The sequence below is a fragment of the Xylanibacter rodentium genome (assembly GCF_013166575.1).
In the GTDB taxonomy this organism is placed as follows: domain Bacteria; phylum Bacteroidota; class Bacteroidia; order Bacteroidales; family Bacteroidaceae; genus Prevotella; species Prevotella rodentium.
In genome coordinates this window covers 57,224-75,956 of the sequence record NZ_JABKKE010000014.1, presented here as the reverse complement: position 1 = coordinate 75,956, position 18,733 = coordinate 57,224, and the positions used below count along the sequence as shown (strand labels likewise).

Below are 18,733 nucleotides of genomic sequence, written 5' to 3'. Positions count from 1 at the left end.
TGGGGTGGAAATGAAGGTGGAGAGTAAAAACAAAAAATTATGTATGATGATTATTTGCTGATGCCGGCCAGCTCAAGATCCTTGGCTGCATACGAAGCCAACGACGGATCCTTGGCCAATGCGGCGGCAAGTGCGTTCTTGGCAGCGCCCTTGTTGCCCTGACGTGCATTGAGGACTGCTTTCAGATAGTCGGTCATGGCGTCAGCGTTTTTCACGTTGTTGAGGGTTTTCTCGGCTGCGCTGTAGTTCTTGTTGAGAATTTGTGCCAGAGCTGCGCTGTTGGAGTTCACCTTGTTGAAGTCCTGCTCGGCCAGTGCATAGTTGCCCTGTGCCAAGTGCAGGTTGCCGAGTACTTCGGCCAGTCCGTTGGCGTCAGCAGCCTTGGCTATGTAGTTCTCGGCTGTTGCAGCGTCGCCGGCCTGTAATGCTATCAGACCGAGGTTGGCATTGGCTTCGGCGCTCTTCGGGTTTACAGACAGTGCTTTTTGGGCATAGTTCTTGGCTGCAGCGTAGTTTCCGCGTGCATATTCGATGGTTGCAAGGTTGTTGTATGCACGGCAGTCGTTGGGATATACTTCTGTGGTCTTCTTGTATCTTGCTTCCTGTTCGTTGACCTTGTTTGTGAGAGTTGCCGAGTAGAGCATTTCTTCTACGCTCAGCTTGGTGGCGTCTTCCTTCAGCTGGTCCTCTATCTGGTCGTCGTCGCGGCCTATCACTTCGTAGTTGATAGTGAGGCGTGCACGGCGCAATTCTGGCAGTATACCGTCGGCCAGTTCTTTGAATCCGGCGCTCATGTTCTTGATTTGTTTTTCACGTTCTTCCGGGTCCTTATACATTGAGAGCACACGCAGAATAACGTCCTTGTCCTGAATGTTCGATGCTTTTACCAGTTCCTGGAATCCCTCCCAGTCCTGGGCTGTGTATTTGGCGTCGATTTCAGTTTCAATCTTTGCTTTCTTCAGCTGATCTGCCACATACTTCTCCGAGTTCTGCTTACGCTGGTTTGCAAGTTTGTCGTTCAGCTTCTCGCCACCGTCGGGCGAAGCATATGCCGACACTTCAACATTGCTGAGGTTGAGACCTTCCTGATCGGCGTTTATTTTCTGAAGCAGTTTTACAAATTCGGTTACTGAGTTGTTCTGGAGCTCGCTCTTGCGCAGATTGGCCTGTTGTATGAGGAATTTGATGTTTGCCTCCTGTTTCTGTTCTGTCACGCGCTGGAATGCGTCTTCGGCTATGCAGCCTTGGGCGTTGTTGATGGTGTTGCGATACAGCTCGGATGTTGCTATCACGCCTGTGGCCACTTTCACTGCCGGTACCTCAACGTTCTTCTTGCCCACTTTGGCGTTGAATGTGAGATACATGTCGCTCTTCTGCATCTCCGGCACGTATTTGAAGTTGGTTTTCATGGTATAGTTGCCGCCCACGAGATAAGAGATAGTCTGGTCATTGCCTTCTACTTTCTCACCTTGGAATGTTGCGCTTGTTCCTTTGGCTATCTTGCCGTTGGCATAGCGCAGTTCCGGTGTGACGGTTACCACGGCCTTTTTCTTCATGTATTTCTCGGGGAACATTCCGTTGATGGTGGCTGGCACCTGTCCGGCCTGTGCCTCAAGTGGATTGGGCACTACATTGAAGTTGTCGGCAGACAGTTCTCCGAGTTTTGATGAGCATGATGTGAGTAGCAGCATAGATGCGGCTGACAGCAATAAAAAGTTGTTTTTTTGCATAATTTAGTATTGGTTTTGTGAAACCGCAGAGTGCGTTTGCACTTTCGGATTCTGATTATATTAGTAAATATATGCAAAGGTAAAATTTAAATGTTGTATGACATTCAAAAGAGTGTGAAATTTATATTTTATTAATCATTAAATAGTGTGTTTGTCTGTCTTGCCGGCAGTTTGTTCTTCATAACCGGCAATCTTGCATATCGTCAGTCGGATTTACCGGTTGTATATGCGGAAATAGTCTTGACTGAAAGCAACAGGAAACAATCTTGATGATTGACGGGAAATACAATTCATGATTGTGAAATGCACATCGTAGATAATGCGGAGGTGCCGCGAGCGGGACTCGAACCCGCACGACCTTTTCGGGTCAAGGGATTTTAAGTCCCTCGTGTCTACCAATTCCACCATTGCGGCATCCATTACCATCTAAAACAGTAGAGCGGAAAACGGGACTCGAACCCGCGACCCCGACCTTGGCAAGGTCGTGCTCTACCAACTGAGCTATTTCCGCATCTTTTGCGGTTGCAAAGATATTATTATTTATTTGAAAGGCCAAAAGTTTTGTGCGTTTTTTGATGTGGCTTGAAAAGAAAGCCTCAAAAAGAATGCGTATGTAATGGTGGTTGGCGATTTGAATTCCACATAACCATTACTTTATGATATGATATCAGAGCTTCGCCAAATTAAACTGTCCGCATTCTTATGACTTTCGATTTCCCTTATTCAGCAGTTTCCGGTTCCGGCAGCTGAAATGTGATTGGCAGTGAGAAATACACAGCCACCGGAACCCCTTTCTGCATTCCGGGCTTCCATTTCGGCATGGCCTTGATTACACGGAGAGCTTCCTTGTCGAGTTCAGGGTCTACACTGTGGATTATTTTCGGGTCGCATACCCCTCCGTCCTTGCCTATGGCGAACCGTACGATTACGCGTCCCTGCACACCGTTCTTTTCAGCTGTTGTCGGATATGTTATGTTTTGACTCAGCCACTGTATGAGTGCGTCAGTTCCGCCGGGGAATGATGGCATTACCTCTGCAGCGTCCAAAGGTTTTTCTCCGTATTTGGGTCTTTCTTCCGAAATAACCTCTTTGGCTTTCAGTATTTCGCTGTTTTTGTGGCGCTCTTCCGGTTTTACATCCTTGGTCTTTTCCGGTAATCTGAATGTGATTGGCAATGTGAAATTCACAGCCACCGGAACTCCTTTCTGCATTCCTGGTTTCCATTTTGGCATGGCCTTAATCACACGGAGAGCTTCGTTGTCGAGTGCCGGGTCTATGCTGCGGAATATTTCCGGGTCGCATACCGCTCCGTCCTTGCCTATGGCGAACCGTACGATTACGCGTCCCTGCACACCGTTCTTTTCAGCTATCGCCGGATATGTTATGTTTTGACTCAGCCACTGCATGAGCGCGGTCTCACCGCCGGGGAAAGATGGCATCACCTCTGCAGCGTCCAAAGGTTTTTGCCCCCAAGCAATGTTGCTTGTCATACTTATCAGCATCATTGCCAACAACAGTCCTTTCTTGATAAATTCTTTGTTTGTCATAATTCTAAAAGTTTATTCTTCTTTTCCCATAAAGATATACCTATCGGTATTTTCCCTATATTTGTTTATGTATTTCGTTGCAAAGATAACATTTTTTATATCGGTGGATGCAGTCTGTGTGTTTTTTTTCTTGTATTTTAGTTTGGGTTAACATGAAGATACAAATAATAACAATCGGCCAAGTAGGGTGTCCAAAACTTGTTGTTCATTTCTGAAATCATCAAATAAGTTAGTCAACAAAATTAAACTACATATCGTCCGTACATTGGATGGATGCGCCCCAACGGGGCAACAAGCACACAGCCCGGGGCAGAGCGCAGCGGCACCCCGGGATTAAAACATTGCCAATCTTCGCGCCCTAAAAGGGCAAAAGCATAAAAATATATGGGGTATAAAAGTGTAAGTATTTGATAATGAATGCTTTTGCCCTTTAAGGGCGAATGGGTTAATTGAACATGACACCCGGGGTGCCGCTGCGCTCTGCCCCGGGCTGTGTGCTTGTTGCCCCGTTGGGGCGCATTCTGTATGTACGATAATGTAGTTTAATTCTGTTCTTATTATATATTGTCTTTTCACGGAGTCATCTAACACTCTGTTTGTTCTTATGGACTGTTGTTTCCCTATTGCAATTGGAATGTTACCGGCAGTGTGAAATACACAGCCACAGGCTCGCCTTTCTGTTTTCCGGGAATCCACCTTGGCATTGACTTGACTACACGGAGGGCTTCCTTGTCAAGTGAAGGGTCTACGCTTCTAAGAACTTTTGGATTGTAGATTGCGCCGTCCTTTCCCACGTAGAATCTCACGATTACACGTCCCTGCACTCCGTTTTCTTCTGCAATGGGCGGATATGTTATGTTCACGCTCAGCCACTGCATCATTGCTGCGTCACCTCCGGGGAACGAAGGCATCACCTCGGCAATGTCTAAAGGCTTTTCTTCATATTGGGGTCCTTCTTCTGCAACAATCTCTTTGGCTGTCAGCATATCTTCAGCTTCTGTTTTCATCGGTTCTTTTATTATTTTTTTGAAATACTCGCTGAACATCGACTTGTTTTCCGAGTTTATATCAATTTCCTTGCCCGTATCAGCTGATGTGTAGCATATCAGTTTGCCCATAGGTGTTATGTGCATGTTCGTGCTCGTGGCGTCGAGTTCCATTGATTTGATTGTTTCCTCTGTCAGTATGTCGGCTATGGTAAGCACTTTACTCAGTCTTGTGTCGTAAGTTATATGTCCGCGTGTTTCTTTCGGCAGCCCTGCGCCTCCGTTTTTCAAAAGATTGTTTATCGTCAGTGTCACATAGTACAGATATGTGTCAAATTGATAGTCGGGACCGTTGTATGAACTCAGGCATTGGCATCCCATTGATATGAAATTGTTGCCGTAAAGTTTTTTGGGAAGTTTGTCGCTTGTCATATCTGCCTTTGCCAGAAAATCCTGTAACGCAGGATTCAGCAATAGTGTATTGTTACCAAACATTCTCCCAGCCAATGTTTTCTGCAACACTTCATTGTCTGGTATGTCAAATTTACATCTGAGGATGAACTCTTGTTTGTTTAGTTTCACTAATTGGGAAAACACATTACTCTTGACATTCTGTCGATTGTCTTTGGAATTTGTTTGTGCCATGTTTATGTCCGATGCGGTATTAGCAAATACACCATTTATTGTGATGGAGAGTAATATGATTGCCGCTAATATATTTTTGGAAAATATCTTATTTTTCATAATCATTAATCTATTTGTGGAATGTTACTTGATATAATTTGATGACAAATCGTTACCATCTCGATCTCGGATGATATCTGTTAAAGTTATAAGTGGGGTAGTAATATTGTGTTTTATGGACCATACTGGTGGCATTGTACATTACACTGACGTGTTTGCCTTGTCTCATACCCGGAACCCATTTTTTCAAAGCCCTGATTTTGGATATATAAAACTGGTCAAGTACCGGTGAACCGGCACTGACAGCAATAGCCATAGCCAGTTCTCCGTTTTCGTCGATGATATAAATGATATTACAGGATTCTCCATTGCGAAGTTTGCCATATGGGGCATTTTGGACAACATCATTGACTGGTTTTGGCGGAATGGGAGCATAGTCGCATTTTTGCTCATGGTATATGCCTTTTGACTCCAAGTTGCCGGTTTGCAGTTTTCGATTTCCGTCGCTAAGCATTTTTTTTGCGTAACGAATTTCCTTTGCTATATGTCCACAACCCTTGTTGGCGGCAAGACGGTCAATTTCCGCCTCTGTCATTTCGTTGATGTTCTTGTTTATGCCGCTTACATAGCATGTGTCGTCCCACATATACAGATATAAATCTTTCATTTTTGTTATTTGCTGCTGATAGGCCAACAGACGATTGTAATTTTTTGTTTTTCTTTTTTCATCTTCCAGCTTACGGTATTCTATTGCTTGTTCTTGCCTTTTCTTTTCCTCTGCTTTCTTTCTCTTGTTTTCTATTTCCAGTGCAAGACTTTTCCGGTGTATTTTCACAGGATTGGCCAATAGCCAACAAGTTCCGCTGCTCATCAGTCCGATGATTAGTGATAAATTTAGTAATGTCTTTTTAATCATGATTTATTCGCTTTTTTAATATAATTCATCTTTCCACATCAAGATATACTTATCGGTATTTTCCTAACGTTGGATTTCATCCTGCGTTTTATTGTCATGCCAGAGTTTGGGCAAGCTCACTCTGCTTATCTGGCTTGATGAAAACGTATGTTTCATTTCACAGTGCAAAGGTAACATTTTATGTTTAAAAAATGTTATCACAGCTTTTACCCCCCCCATTTTGATTTTTATTAGCATTTATTAAACACTGTTCACTGTAGTGTGGGTTATACATTTAAAAGCTGATTGTAGAAGCAAAGCTATAAAATACGGATCTTAGAATCTGTACGTTTTATTCTGAAAAAAACGTATTTCGTTTTTTGCAAAATAGAAAGGCCAGTAGCGCCTTTATGCTTCCTTTAAACACATTTTTGGGCATGCCAACTCGCCGTAAGGGCCTCCCGACACTCCCGCAACGGCCGTTTGGCAGTGCCGGGAGGCCTGTTTCGCAATGCAATAAGGGTCTTATTGCAAGGTGAAACGGCCCTCTCTGCTTTCTTGACAAATCTTCGTGGTTGTAACGTGCTGACAGTCAGTGCTTCCCGTTTGAAGCGAAAATTGCGGTTTTCGGGCTCATGGTTGAAAATCGCGGTCAAGGTGTCGCTTAACATATGTTAAAGTAAAGATTGTTCCAACAAAGGAAGGTCGTCGGGAAGCCTGTAGGGTATAAAATCATATTCTGTTTTTGTGCCATATGATCTAAGAGGATGGGGAATCTTTGTGTTTTTCCTGGATTATACTGATATGATGTTGTTGAGGCAATATATGGGGGAGAATGTTGTTTTCAGAATGAAAATATACGGTTAAAAAAACATAATGTGATGTAATTATGGAAATTTTTAGTTAGTTTTGAATCCGAATATATTTGAATCCGACCTTTTATAGTAAGATATGACAGGGGAGGGAAACACCATGCTGATGTCTGTAGGAAATAGTGATATTGGAATATATGAATGTTTCTTTCACAGCCGGCATGGTATGGGAAGTGAGAATCTCTATGGGACATACATTAGGTGTCTGCGAAATACAATCGATTTCTGACAACAATGGATAATATTGAATATAAAGATATACATGCTTTCGGACGTGACGAGCTGGAACGTCTTTTCATGTCTGTGGAATGGTCGTCGGGTCACTATCCCGACAAACTTGTCGAGGCCATGAAGAATTACGAGACGGTATATTCGGCATGGGACGGCGACCGTCTGGTGGGTATGATATGCGCTATGGACGATGGGGTGATGACGGCCTATGTCCACTATCTGCTTGTGGATCCCGATTATCAGCATCATGGCATCGGCCGGCGTCTTGTTGAAATGACCAAGGAGAAGTATAAGGACTATCTACGTATACTTCTCGTGGCATACGAAGACGGCATAAAGTTTTACGAATCGTGCGGATTCAGCAGGTCTGACCATGGATTCCCGATGTATATTACCGAACTGTGGACGTGATGCCGCAGACTGTTAAGAATCGGCAAACCTTTCAGTTGCTCACCGTGAGCACTCTTCCGTCGAACCTTACACGGTATTCCACAAGTCGGTGACCGTCGGCCGACGCTCCGTAGTTGAGATTGTACGTACGCTTGCAGTTGTTGCAGCGGACGGCCTGTCCGTTGCTGCCTTCTGCCCATGTGAGCGGGAAGAACGTGGTACTGTGATTGTCGAGGCAATAGGGACACTGACCGTCATAGGCACGCCACTCGTTGGTTACCGAGCATCCTGTTATCAGGCTGTTGTTGGCTCCAAGAGTATAGCTGTATCTGTTTTCAATTTCTGTTGTCAGTGCCACTTCCTTGTCCTCGGCCGGGATGTCGAACGGTGCCGAGACCATGAGATACCGAACGCCCTGGCGGTTCTGTGTCTTTACGTTTACGAACAAGCCCGGATTGTTCAGCACCCTTGCCAATATATGTGTATTGTGATAGTCGGCCCGGAACATGAAATAGCACGGCCGGTCGCTGAAACGTTCTTCGGCCTTGTCGCACGAAGCGGCAATGACGATACTCAGTGCCGTCATTGCCGCCGATGCTGTAGTGTACAGTGTTCTGCGGAGCAGCTTTTTCGTTATGGTCGTTACAGTCATGGGCGTGCGCGGTCGAGCAGCTCCTTTTCTGCTTTCTCCACGGCGTCGAATCCGAAACTGTCCATCGTTGTACCCATCATTTGTGTGATGCGGTCGTTGCACAGGTTGCCTATGCTGCCCGCGTGTGTGTGACAGATGTTCTTGTCGGGCACAAACCGGCCTTCCTCAATCTCCAGTCCCACGGTCTTGTAGGCATCGCGGAACGGCATGCCCGAAGCCGCCAGACGGTTCACCTCCTCCACGGAGAACATAGGGTCGTATATAGGATTGTCCAGTATGTGCTCGTTGACCTCGATGCGGCTGATAATCCATGCAGCCATGGCAAGACAGTCTTTCAACTCGGTGAAAGCCGGCAGGAATACCTCTTTTATGATTTGAAGGTCGCGGAAATATCCTGTTGGCAGATTGTTCATTATCAGCTGAATCTGCTGCGGCAGTGCCTGTAGCTTGTTGCTTTTGGCACGTATCAGTTCGAACACGTCGGGATTCTTCTTGTGTGGCATTATCGAGCTCCCTGTGGTGCATTCCTTGGGCAGACTCACGAACGAGAAGTTCTGACTGTTGAACAGACAAGCGTCGAAAGCCAGTTTTGACAGTGTGCCGGCAACCGAGGCCATGGCAAAGGCCACGTTGCGTTCGGTCTTGCCGCGGCCCATCTGGGCATAAACCACGTTGTAGTCCATTGATTCGAAACCGAGCAGGCGTGTGGTCATTTCGCGGTCGAGCGGGAACGACGAGCCGTAGCCGGCGGCCGAGCCGAGCGGGTTGCGGTTGGTCATGCGGTAGGCTGCGCTTAGGAAAAGCATGTCGTCGGCCAGACTTTCGGCATGTGCTCCGAACCACAGTCCGAACGAACTTGGCATGGCCACCTGCAGATGGGTGTAGCCGGGCATGAGCACGTTATTGTAGCGGTCGCTCTTGGCTATGAGTTCATCGAAGAGTTTCACGACTGCCAGTGCCACCTCTTTCAGCTCGTGGCGTGTGAAAAGCTTCAGGTCTACCAGCACCTGATCGTTTCTCGACCGTCCGCTGTGTATCTTCTTGCCCATGTCGCCCAGGCGGCGTGTAAGCATCAGCTCTACCTGCGAGTGAACGTCTTCCACTCCGTCTTCTATCACGAATTCGCCGCGTTCGCATGTGTCGTATATGTCGCGCAACTCGGTCAACAGGCGTGGCAGTTCGTCGCGGCCGAGCAGTCCGATGCTCTCGAGCATTATGATGTGGGCCATGGACCCCATCACGTCATACTTGGCCAGATAGAGGTCCATCTCGCGGTCGCTGCCTACGGTGAACCGTTCTATCTCCTTGTTTATCTCAAAGTTCTTTTCCCAAAGTTTGCTTGCCATTGTCTTCGTTTCTTTTTTCTTATTCGTATGGAATCATAGCCAATGCGTCGGCTATTTTCTCTATACCTTCTTTAAGCGGGCCCGAAACCATACCTTTGATGAAAGGGTTGAGGCTGGCCTCCACCGTAACTTTCATCTTGCACGATGTCTCGGTTACGGCCACTATCTGAATCCACAGATAGAACGGTATGGGCGACTGTTCTGTCTCAAACTTGACGCACTTCGGTTCGTCGCGGTCTATGATGCGCAGCCGCAACTCGCCCACGGGCGCCACGCTCACGCTCACCGAGTCGTGGTCGAAGCGGAAGTCTTTAACCTTGTCTTCGGGCACGCGGTCGCGTATCTTCTCCAGATTCTCCAAGTTGCTAATCTTGTCGTATACAGCTGTTTGGGAATATGGTATTTGTTTTATGCTACTTTCAAATTTGCTCATAATTCTTTCTAATTGAGAATTGATAGTTGGGAATTGATAATTATGATTGGCTTCAAGAGCCGTGTTGTATGCTTGCCAATTCCGGCTTTTTATGAATTGAGAATTGAAAGTTGAGAATTGATAATTATGATATGATTCAAGAGCAACATCTTACATCTCTTTAATGGTGCATATCATAATTATCAATTCTCAACTTTCAATTCTCAATTATGCTTCACGTTTCCATTCCGACGGGTTCTGGCGCCATTCGTTGAGCACGGTAATGTCGCCTGCGGCGATATAGCCTGTCTCCGCCGCCTGTGCCACCACGTGCTCGTAGTCGGTGAGGGTGATGAGTTTCACTCCGGCTTCGGCAAAAGCCTTCTCGGCAACGGGGAAACCGTAGGTATATGACGCCACCATTCCCACCACCTCGCAGCCATGCTTGCGCAGTGCCTCGACAGCTTTGAGACTGCTGCCGCCGGTGGATATGAGGTCTTCCACGACAACGACTTTTGCTCCGGGTTGCAGTTCGCCTTCAATGAGGTTCTCCATACCGTGGTCTTTAGGTTTGCTGCGTACGTATGCGAAAGGCAACGACAGCTCGTCTGCCACGAGTGCACCTTGGGCTATGGCTCCCGTGGCTACACCGGCCACGGCCTCTGCCTCGGGAAAGTTTTCCTGTATGGCGTGGCAAAGCTCGAGCTTCACGAAATCACGCAGTTGCGGAAAAGACAGTGTCTTGCGGTTGTCGCAATAGAACGGCGACTTCCATCCGGAAGCCCATGTGAACGGATTGCCCGGCTGCAGTTTTATGGCTTTCACCTCGAGCAGTTTTGATGCGAATGTTTTTTTGATAGCGCTCATTTTCTTATATTGTTTTTTTATGTTATAACCTTCAATTTGTCTGGTGCGGCATTCTTTTGTCACGGTCGGAAAAACGAGGAATGTGAAAAAATCCGAAGTCCGGAATTATCTTTGCAAATTTACATATAAATCGCGAGATTATATACCGTCAGGAGAAATAAAATGATTTTTTCTTTAGAGGAAAGATAGGGATTCTTTGTCAAACGCAGGATGGTGGCATGGTTAGAAAGTCTTTAACTCTTCGTAAAAGCCAGTGTGATGACACTAAGGCGAATGCCTTCAATGGATGTCAGACAGCTTCCGCAGGCCATCGTGGTGGCTCCCGATGTGACAACGTCGTCAACAATGAGCACATGCCTGTTTGCCGCCGGTATGTGTCTGCCGTTCAGGCTGAAAGAGTCTTTTACATTGTCCTGGCGTTCCCACCGTGTGAGACTTGTCTGGCTTGCGGAAAATGCGGTGCGTTCCATAGCTTTGGTGTCTACCGGAATGCCGGTCACTTCACTGATGCCGCGTGCAATGAGCTCACTTTGATTGTAACCCCGCTTGCGTTTGCGGCTTTCGGTAAGTGGCACTGGCACCATCACGTCGATGCCGTCGAAGAATCCCTTTTCGGCAAACTCACACGCCATTATCCGTCCCATGGCTATGGCGGCATCGGCGCGGCCGGCATATTTCATGTTGTATATGATACGTGCTGACTCCGATCGTGGCTGGTGGTAAATCATGGCTGCTGCTTGTTCCACGGGCATAAGTCCCCAGAACAATCGGGCCATGGGATTGTCTTTGGGAGAGTTTGCAAAGCCTGTGCGCGGCAGGTGTAACAGACATGACTGGCACACGATGTCTTCCGTCGGTGACAGTCGCGCGCCGCATACGATACAAGTGCGCGGTGATATGAGGTCGAGCAGGCGGGTGAGCAGACTAATCCTCATATTCTCCGTCTGTGTATTCAATGTCCAGTCCGGTCATGCCGGTCACATCGTCGCCGAGACAGCGGCGTATCTGGTCAAAGCTGAACCCGCGGCTTATCCCGAACCTTGCCAGTTTGGTGTTGAGTTCATATTCGTTTGCGGCACGTATGCTCTTGCGCTTGCTTTTCAATAGCGGGCGCAGCACAGCCATATACTCATCCTCGCTGATATCGTCGAGCACGCGTTGCCGTATGTCACTGTCTATGTGTTTCTGCCACATGGCCTGTTCCACCTTGCGCCGTCCCCATTTGTTGTATTTGATTTTGTCGATGGCAAAGGCCCGTGCGAACCGCTCGTCGTCCACGAACCTGTTGGTCGTGAGATATTCCATGATGCGTGCCTGAGCCTCTTCGGCCACTCCCCATCGTCTCATCTTCTCGACCATCTCGTGCGAGCAGTGCTCTGCCTGTGAGCAGATGGCTGAAAGCCGCAGTCGGGCTTCCTGTTCTGTCATTTCTTTCATTATGCGTGTCTTTTGTTTACGGTGTAAATAGAGTTCCAGGACATTCGTCAGATTGTGTCATAATCCGATTTTTATTGTTTTCTGCCGGTTATGACACCTTTTATGAAGCGTTCCTTGCCGAAACTGTCGCTGCGGGTCTCGGTCATTGTGAAGCCGTATTCGTGTAGCATGGTCTGAATATCACCGGCAAACAGCGGATTGATTTCGAAGTACAGCCTTCCGTCTCGTTTCAGTGACCGTGCCGCATATCGGGCTATGGCGCTGTAGAAAAGCAGCGGGTCGTCATCGGGCACGAACAATGCCTGATGCGGCTCGTGGTCGACAACGTTGCGTTCCATGTCCGTACGTTCCCGTTGGCAGATGTATGGCGGGTTACTTACTATGATGTCCCAGCGGGCTGTGTCATCTGGAGGGACAAGCGCATCCTGTGTCTCGAATGTGACTTCCGCACAGAGTGCAGCGGCATTGAGCCTTGCAAACGAAAGAGCCTCGGCCGATATGTCCCATGCAGACACCTTTGCTGACGGTATGTCGAGCGACAGCGTTATGGCAATGCAGCCGCTGCCTGTGCCGATGTCAAGTATGGCGGGGCGGATGTTGCAGGTTTCTTTTTCGGAAAAGGTATCGGGCGCTCTGTATTTTTCATTTGAGGAGACTATCCATTCACATAGCTCTTCCGTTTCCGGTCGTGGTATCAGCACTCCCGGCCCGACCTTCATCGTGCGTCCGCAAAAGTCGGCCTGCCCCAAAACATATTGTACCGGCTCGGCTTTCATAAGCCTGTCGGTCATTTTTTGCAGTTCGTGGCAGTCTTCTGCCGATAATTGTGTAACTTTGCCGCAGTAAACATCAGTGGTCGACATGCCGAAACGCACATCAAGCACGTAGCGGACTATGGCTTTGGCCTCGCCGCTGCCGTATATGGCGGCAAGTGGCCGCCAGAGATCTTCGTAGGTCATTGTGTATGCAAATATACGGAGAATCTATGATATTCCGTGTCGGCAGGATAGAGAATTTTGTTTTCTTTGGAGGAAGAACTATGGACAGAATATCGGAAGACGAAAAATATATGCGCAGATGTCTGCAACTTGCGGCCTGCGGAAAGGACAACGCCCGTCCCAATCCTATGGTGGGGGCGGTGATAGTGCATGGTGGCCGTATCATCGGTGAGGGATATCATGTGCGTTGTGGTGAGGGACATGCCGAAGTGAATGCCTTTGCATCGGTCAAGGCCGTTGACGAACCGTTGTTGTGCGAGGCTACGATATATGTGAGTCTCGAGCCGTGTGCCCATTACGGCAAGACACCGCCGTGTGCCGGATTGATAATAAAAAAAGGTGTGCGCCGTGTCGTTGTGGGATGTGTCGACCCGTTTGCTTGTGTTCAGGGCCGTGGCATAGAGATGATTCGGAATGCCGGTATCGAGGTGACGGTGGGTGTGCTCGAGCGGGAATGCCGCGAGCTGAACAAGCGTTTCTTTACGTATCACAGTCTGCATCGGCCGTACATAATATTGAAATGGGCGCAGACATCTGACGGATTTATCGACGATGACTTCCGTCCTGTGATGATATCCAACGGATTTACGAGGATGCTGAGTCACAAGTTGCGTGCGGAGAACGATGCCATACTCGTGGGACGGGTCACTGCCGAGCGCGACAATCCCGGGTTGAATGTGCGCTATTGGGCGGGGACGGACCCAAGGAAGATTGTCCTCGGACACGACACAGACCTAAAGACACTCGTCGACAGACTGTACAGTGAGGGTGTGCAGTCGCTCATAGTGGAAGGTGGCGCAAAGACTCACAGTTCGTTCATAACCGCAGGTCTGTGGGATGAGATACGTGTGGAGACTGCCCCCTTTGCCGTCGGGCATGGCACACGTGCACCTCAACTGCCCGACAACATTACAGTAACGTCACACGAAGAATATGATGGTAATATGGTGACGATATACAAAAAGATATTCTCTGCCGGCAAGTAAGGCTCTATTTTATCAGCTTTTCACGATTTGGCTTGGGTTGACCTTGGTATGTCACTGGGTCACAAATACTTGCCAACTACCATCCTTTGCGCCTCACTCCACTTATTTTCTATGAATAAGTTGGTCGAGCAGCTTTTGAATGGCAGCGATACTTATGCCTGTTATTTCTTTCATGTCTGCAAGCGTAAGTGTAGGTTGTGTCCGCATGGCATTAAGTATTCTTGTGTAATTGGAAGTTCGAAATGCTATTCGTTCACCATCATATCACCATACATTCTCATTCTTTTCGCCTCATATTTCATCATACGCAGTCCCGCATTGCTTGCAGTCATTTCCTGCACATCACGTACATCAGCCTCTCCGATAACTTTGCCGAAGAGCAACAATATTTCCGTCTGACCATAAGTCAGTGTGCTGCCCTCAATGTGATTGCTGTTATAGTTGAAGTCAACAGTGAAGCGACGACTAAGCCTTTCCATATCCTTTTCAGACAATGGCTGTAAATCTTGCCATGCGGTCAAAGCCTTCGTATATTCAGATATTTCATAGTGGTATCATATTTGTTATCACACAGTGCAAATATACAAAATCTTTTTAATAAGGTTGTATGTATACAACCTTATTTATTGTTTTTAGCAACAAATATCAGGTATTCATATAATTGAAAATGGAGAATGGATAATTATGATTAGCTTTGGGTAAAGATACCGGTGGTGGTTTTGATACAATGGTTTTGCTGCCGCGCTGGCCAACAGTGCTAATCAGAATTATCCATTCTCAATTCTCAATAATCAATTAAATAGCTTATTTTCTTCCGAAATCGGCCGGCACCTCGCCCCACTTCTGCGTTTCCCACTTGATGATAGGAGTCTTGTATTTGTGCGTGGCGAGCCACCGTTCGGCCCGTGCTATCACGTTGTACAGCTCTTCCGTCTTCGGGGTGCGCTCCAGCTTGGTCTTGCACTTGCCCTTGTTCACCCACAGAATGGCGTTGTAGCTGTCGGAATAGATAGTCTTGCTTATGCCGCACCGGTCCATCAGTGCCAGAGCATGCACGATGGCAAGAAACTCACCGATGTTGTTCGTGCCGTGTACCGGGCCGAAATGGAACACCTGCTGCCCGGTGGCAAGGTCGATGCCACGGTATTCCATAGGTCCTGGGTTGCCTGAGCATGCAGCATCTACAGCCCAGGCATCGGCCCTAACATCCGGATGCAGCGGCAATACAGTGTCGTGACGATAGTCGGGTGGATTGTACATGTCCGAGTCCGTTTACATACGTTCCGGCACCTCGATGCCCAACAATGACATACCGTTCTTTATTATCTTGGCCACGTTGCGTGCCAGCACAAGGCGCATCTGTTTCTTGGTTTCGTCCTCCTCGCGCAGAATGCTGTAGTCGTGGTAGAACTGGTTGAATTCCTTGGTCAGCTCGTAGCAGTAATTGGCAATTCCGCTCGGGCTGTAGTCCTTGCCTGCCTGTGCCACGGCCGCACCGTATTCGTTCATCTTCTGTATCAGCGCTATCTCCTTGTCGTTGAGTATGTTGCCCGAGGTGCGGTTGGCGGGCAGCGATGCCTCTGTGCCGGCTTTGCGCAGTATGCTGCGTATGCGTGCGTGGGTATACTGTATGAACGGGCCTGTGTTGCCGTTGAAGTCGATTGACTCCTCAGGGTTGAACAGCATGTTCTTGCGCGCGTCAACCTTGAGGATGAAGTACTTCAGTGCTCCCATGCCCACTATGCGGGCTATCTCGCTGCGTTCTTCCTCGCTCATGTCGTCAAACTTGCCGGCCTCCTCGCTCGTCTTGCGTGCGTCGGCCACCATCAGTGCCATCAGGTCGTCGGCGTCTACCACCGTTCCCTCGCGGCTCTTCATTTTGCCGTTGGGCAGTTCGACCATACCGTATGAGAAGTGCACCAGCTCGCGGCCCCATTTGAAGCCCAGGCGGTCGAGCAGTATCGAGAGAACCTGGAAGTGATAGTTCTGTTCGTTGCCTACCACGTATATCATCTTGTCAATGGGGAAATCCTTGAAACGCATTTCGGCCGTGCCGATATCCTGCGTCATGTATACTGATGTGCCGTCGGAGCGCAGCAGCAGTTTCTGGTCGAGGCCCTCACCGGTAAGGTCGGCCCACACGCTGTTGTCCTCCTTGCGGAAGAAGAGGCCTTTCTCAAGTCCTTCCTCCACCTTGGCCTTGCCGCGCAGATAGGTCTCGCTCTCGTAGTATATCTTGTCGAAGCCTACGCCCATGGCACGGTAGGTCTCGTCGAATCCGGCGTATACCCAGTCGTTCATCCGTTTCCACAGTGCGCGCACCTCGGGGTCGTTCTGCTCCCATTTGACCAGCATGTCGTGTGCTTCGCGTATCAGCGGTGCCTCCTCCTTGGCTTTCTTCTCGGCTTCCTCTTCGGTCATGCCATCGGCCGTGAACTTCGCTGTAAGTTCTTTCACCTCCTCGCGATAGTGTTTGTCGAAAGCCACGTAGTAGTCGCCTATCAGATGGTCGCCTTTCTTTCCGCTCGTCTCGGGAGTCTCGCTGTTACCGTATTTCAACCATGCCAGCATCGACTTGCAGATGTGTATGCCTCGGTCGTTCACAATGTTGGTCTTCACCACGCGGTTGCCGTTGGCTTCCATTATCTGCGCCAGCGACCATCCCAGCAGATTGTTGCGCACGTGGCCCAGATGCAGCGGTTTGTTGGTGTTGGGCGACGAATACTCTATCATCACGAGCGGGCTTCCGTCTGTAGCCGCCTTGTGTCCGAATCGGGCATCAGCGTCGATGTCGGCCAGCAATGCGAGCCATGCTTCACCCGAGATTACCAGATTGAGGAATCCTTTCACCACGTTGAATGCGGCTACGGCCTCACAACTCTTCACAAGATATTCGCCTATCTCCTGCGCCGTATCCTCCGGTTTTTTCTTGGAAATCTTCAGAAACGGGAACACCACGAGTGTGATATTGCCCTCAAACTCGCGCTTGGTTTTCTGCAACTGCACCATTTTTTCCGGTACATCCTGTCCGTAGAGAGCCTTCACGGCATCTTTCACGGTGCAGCAAATTATGTCTTCGATACTCATATTTCGGGTATGTTTTTATGTTATATTTCGTTTTGGCGGCAAAGTTACCAAAAAACACCGGAATAATCAACGGAAACGGCAAGAATAGTTTTCATTACGGTACAGAGCCTTTGAACTGCCGGTACAAGGCCGTTGAACTGACAGTACAAGGCTGCCGTACTGCCGGTTCCGCGGCCTTGTACTGTCTCCTCGGTGCGGGCACTGCCATCCGGCCGGCACCATCCGGTTGGCTGAGCATGTAGATGGAATCCTGAAAAAACAGTGCCGGCAATATGTTTAAAACCGATTTTTTGCATTACCTTTGTCCTGAAGTTCACATTGATTTAATGTCGATTTAATTCAGAATGTGCCGATGAGAGTACTTATAGTGAATACGAGCGACAGTGCGGGCGGTGCCTCTGTCGCAGCCCGCCGGCTTACCGAGGCGCTGATAAACAACGGTGTAAAGGCCCGAATGATGGTGGCCGACAAACAGACGGGAGCCGTTTATGTGTCGCGATACGGACAACACTGGCGCTACAGACTTGGTTTTCTGTGGGAGCGTGTGGTGATATGGATAGCCAACGGACTGAGCCGTAAGAATCTGTTCACCGTGTCTACCGCCTGTGCCGGTGTCGACATCACGCAAACCAATGAATACCGTGAAGCCGACGTGATACATCTGCATTGGATTAATCAGGGCATGCTTTCGCTTGGAGGTATACGCAAGATAATATCCGGAGGCAAACCTGTGGTATGGACCATGCACGACATGTGGCCCGCAACATCAGTGTGTCATTATTCGCATGGGTGTGAGAAGTTTCATGGAGAGTGTTCCTGCTGTCCGTTTTTGCGCTTTCCCGGAAAGAATGACTTGGCCGCCGTGACACATCGCCGCAAAAAACGTGTCATGAGTGCAGGCAAGGTGCACTTTGTTGCCGTGAGCAGATGGCTGGCTGATATGGCCCGCTCGGCATCGCTGATGCGTGGCCATGACGTCACGGTAATACCCAATGTGCTGTCTCTGTCGCATTTCCGCATGTCCGACCGTCTCGACTCGCGCTCTATGCTTTCAATACGTGCCCGCCATGTAGTCATTTTCGGTGCGGCACGTATTGATATCCCTATAAAAGGATTCGGCTATCTTAAGTCGGCTCTCGCCTATATGACGACACGCATGGGCTACAGCCCTGACGATTTGCATCTGATTCTTTTCGGAAGCGTACGTTCGTCAGAGGCGTTGGACGGCATTCCTGTGCCCTACACCCATATGGGGCATGTGACTGATGAGGAGACGCTTTCGCAGCTGTATTCGGCATCCGACGTTCTTGTTTCGTCGTCGCTTTACGAGACATTCGGACAGACCATCATCGAGGCCATGGCCTGCGGATGCACTCCGGTGTCGTTCGATAACAGCGGGCAGACCGACATCATACGCCATAAGCAGAACGGATATCTGGCCCGCCACATGTCCGTGGAAGATCTTGCAGCCGGTATTGACTGGGCTCTCCGTACGAGTCTGCCGCGTCGTGACCTGAGAAAAGACGTCATGTGCCGGTATTCGGAGAGCACCGTAGCCGGAAAATACATACAATTGTACAACAGTATATCCGGAACGAAGGCCTGAGGCTCTC

17 protein-coding genes and 2 tRNA genes are annotated in these 18,733 nt (G+C 48.7%); 3 read left to right on the top strand and 16 right to left on the bottom strand.

Features of this window, described 5'->3' with window-relative positions:
* Positions 1-50: 50 nt before the first annotated feature.
* The 6 genes from HPS55_RS09275 to HPS55_RS09250 all read right to left on the bottom strand — a co-directional run bounded on the left by HPS55_RS09275 (position 51) and on the right by HPS55_RS09250 (position 5,863).
* Complete coding sequence (locus HPS55_RS09275; RefSeq protein WP_172177932.1) at positions 51-1,730, bottom strand: tetratricopeptide repeat protein; 1,680 nt, start codon at positions 1,728-1,730, stop codon at positions 51-53.
* 328 nt (positions 1,731-2,058) lie between these two features.
* Positions 2,059-2,144 (bottom strand) — tRNA-Leu (locus tag HPS55_RS09270).
* A gap of 24 nt (positions 2,145-2,168) precedes the next feature.
* Positions 2,169-2,241: transfer RNA gene (locus tag HPS55_RS09265), tRNA-Gly, on the bottom strand.
* A 208-nt stretch (positions 2,242-2,449) separates the two neighbouring features.
* Complete coding sequence (locus HPS55_RS09260; RefSeq protein ID WP_172177930.1) at positions 2,450-3,277, bottom strand: energy transducer TonB; 828 nt, start codon at positions 3,275-3,277, stop codon at positions 2,450-2,452.
* Between the two features lie 620 nt (positions 3,278-3,897).
* Positions 3,898-4,758 carry an energy transducer TonB gene (locus HPS55_RS14245; RefSeq protein WP_253945872.1) on the bottom strand — a complete coding sequence of 287 codons (861 nt, stop codon included), beginning with the start codon at positions 4,756-4,758 and terminating at the stop codon, positions 3,898-3,900.
* Positions 4,759-5,059: 301 nt separating this feature from the next.
* Positions 5,060-5,863: a hypothetical protein gene (locus HPS55_RS09250; protein WP_172177928.1), complete on the bottom strand. Its 804-nt coding sequence runs from the start codon at positions 5,861-5,863 to the stop codon at positions 5,060-5,062.
* Between the two features lie 1,085 nt (positions 5,864-6,948).
* Between HPS55_RS09250 and HPS55_RS09245 the strand changes: the two genes are divergently transcribed.
* On the top strand, positions 6,949-7,356 hold the full coding sequence (locus tag HPS55_RS09245; protein WP_172177926.1) for a GNAT family N-acetyltransferase: 408 nt from the start codon (positions 6,949-6,951) through the stop codon (positions 7,354-7,356).
* A 31-nt stretch (positions 7,357-7,387) separates the two neighbouring features.
* Here the strand turns inward: HPS55_RS09245 and HPS55_RS09240 are convergent, their stop codons facing one another.
* The 7 genes from HPS55_RS09240 to prmC form a co-directional block, all read right to left on the bottom strand.
* Positions 7,388-7,987: a hypothetical protein gene (locus tag HPS55_RS09240; protein ID WP_172177924.1), complete on the bottom strand. Its 600-nt coding sequence runs from the start codon at positions 7,985-7,987 to the stop codon at positions 7,388-7,390.
* Positions 7,984-9,333 (bottom strand): argininosuccinate lyase, encoded by a 1,350-nt coding sequence (argH, locus tag HPS55_RS09235; RefSeq protein ID WP_172177922.1) that lies wholly within the window; start codon positions 9,331-9,333, stop codon positions 7,984-7,986. The genes HPS55_RS09240 and argH overlap by 4 nt, the downstream gene beginning before the upstream one ends.
* A gap of 19 nt (positions 9,334-9,352) precedes the next feature.
* Positions 9,353-9,766 carry an SRPBCC family protein gene (locus HPS55_RS09230; RefSeq protein ID WP_172177920.1) on the bottom strand — a complete coding sequence of 138 codons (414 nt, stop codon included), beginning with the start codon at positions 9,764-9,766 and terminating at the stop codon, positions 9,353-9,355.
* 207 nt (positions 9,767-9,973) lie between these two features.
* Positions 9,974-10,612: an orotate phosphoribosyltransferase gene (pyrE, locus tag HPS55_RS09225; protein WP_172177918.1), complete on the bottom strand. Its 639-nt coding sequence runs from the start codon at positions 10,610-10,612 to the stop codon at positions 9,974-9,976.
* 233 nt (positions 10,613-10,845) lie between these two features.
* On the bottom strand, positions 10,846-11,547 hold the full coding sequence (locus HPS55_RS09220; RefSeq protein ID WP_172177916.1) for a ComF family protein: 702 nt from the start codon (positions 11,545-11,547) through the stop codon (positions 10,846-10,848).
* Positions 11,537-12,049 carry a regulatory protein RecX gene (locus HPS55_RS09215; RefSeq protein WP_172177914.1) on the bottom strand — a complete coding sequence of 171 codons (513 nt, stop codon included), beginning with the start codon at positions 12,047-12,049 and terminating at the stop codon, positions 11,537-11,539. Before HPS55_RS09215 ends, HPS55_RS09220 begins: the two co-directional genes overlap by 11 nt.
* Before the next feature lie 71 nt (positions 12,050-12,120).
* Positions 12,121-13,008, bottom strand: a complete 888-nt coding sequence (gene prmC / locus HPS55_RS09210; RefSeq protein WP_172177913.1) for a peptide chain release factor N(5)-glutamine methyltransferase — start codon at positions 13,006-13,008, stop codon at positions 12,121-12,123.
* Between the two features lie 80 nt (positions 13,009-13,088).
* Between prmC and ribD the strand changes: the two genes are divergently transcribed.
* On the top strand, positions 13,089-14,033 hold the full coding sequence (gene ribD / locus HPS55_RS09205; protein ID WP_172177912.1) for a bifunctional diaminohydroxyphosphoribosylaminopyrimidine deaminase/5-amino-6-(5-phosphoribosylamino)uracil reductase RibD: 945 nt from the start codon (positions 13,089-13,091) through the stop codon (positions 14,031-14,033).
* Between the two features lie 245 nt (positions 14,034-14,278).
* On the opposite strand, the gene HPS55_RS14240 is transcribed toward ribD, so the two are convergent.
* The 3 genes from HPS55_RS14240 to argS all read right to left on the bottom strand — a co-directional run bounded on the left by HPS55_RS14240 (position 14,279) and on the right by argS (position 17,120).
* Positions 14,279-14,512 (bottom strand): hypothetical protein, encoded by a 234-nt coding sequence (locus HPS55_RS14240; protein WP_253945871.1) that lies wholly within the window; start codon positions 14,510-14,512, stop codon positions 14,279-14,281.
* 325 nt (positions 14,513-14,837) lie between these two features.
* Positions 14,838-15,293, bottom strand: coding sequence for an RNase H family protein (locus HPS55_RS09195; protein WP_172177911.1), 456 nt, complete (start codon positions 15,291-15,293; stop codon positions 14,838-14,840).
* Between the two features lie 12 nt (positions 15,294-15,305).
* Positions 15,306-17,120 carry an arginine--tRNA ligase gene (gene argS, locus HPS55_RS09190; protein ID WP_172177910.1) on the bottom strand — a complete coding sequence of 605 codons (1,815 nt, stop codon included), beginning with the start codon at positions 17,118-17,120 and terminating at the stop codon, positions 15,306-15,308.
* 352 nt (positions 17,121-17,472) lie between these two features.
* Here argS and HPS55_RS09185 point away from each other — a divergent pair, with 352 nt between their 5' ends.
* Positions 17,473-18,726 (top strand): glycosyltransferase, encoded by a 1,254-nt coding sequence (locus HPS55_RS09185; protein ID WP_172177908.1) that lies wholly within the window; start codon positions 17,473-17,475, stop codon positions 18,724-18,726.
* The last annotated feature ends 7 nt before the right edge of the window (positions 18,727-18,733 follow it).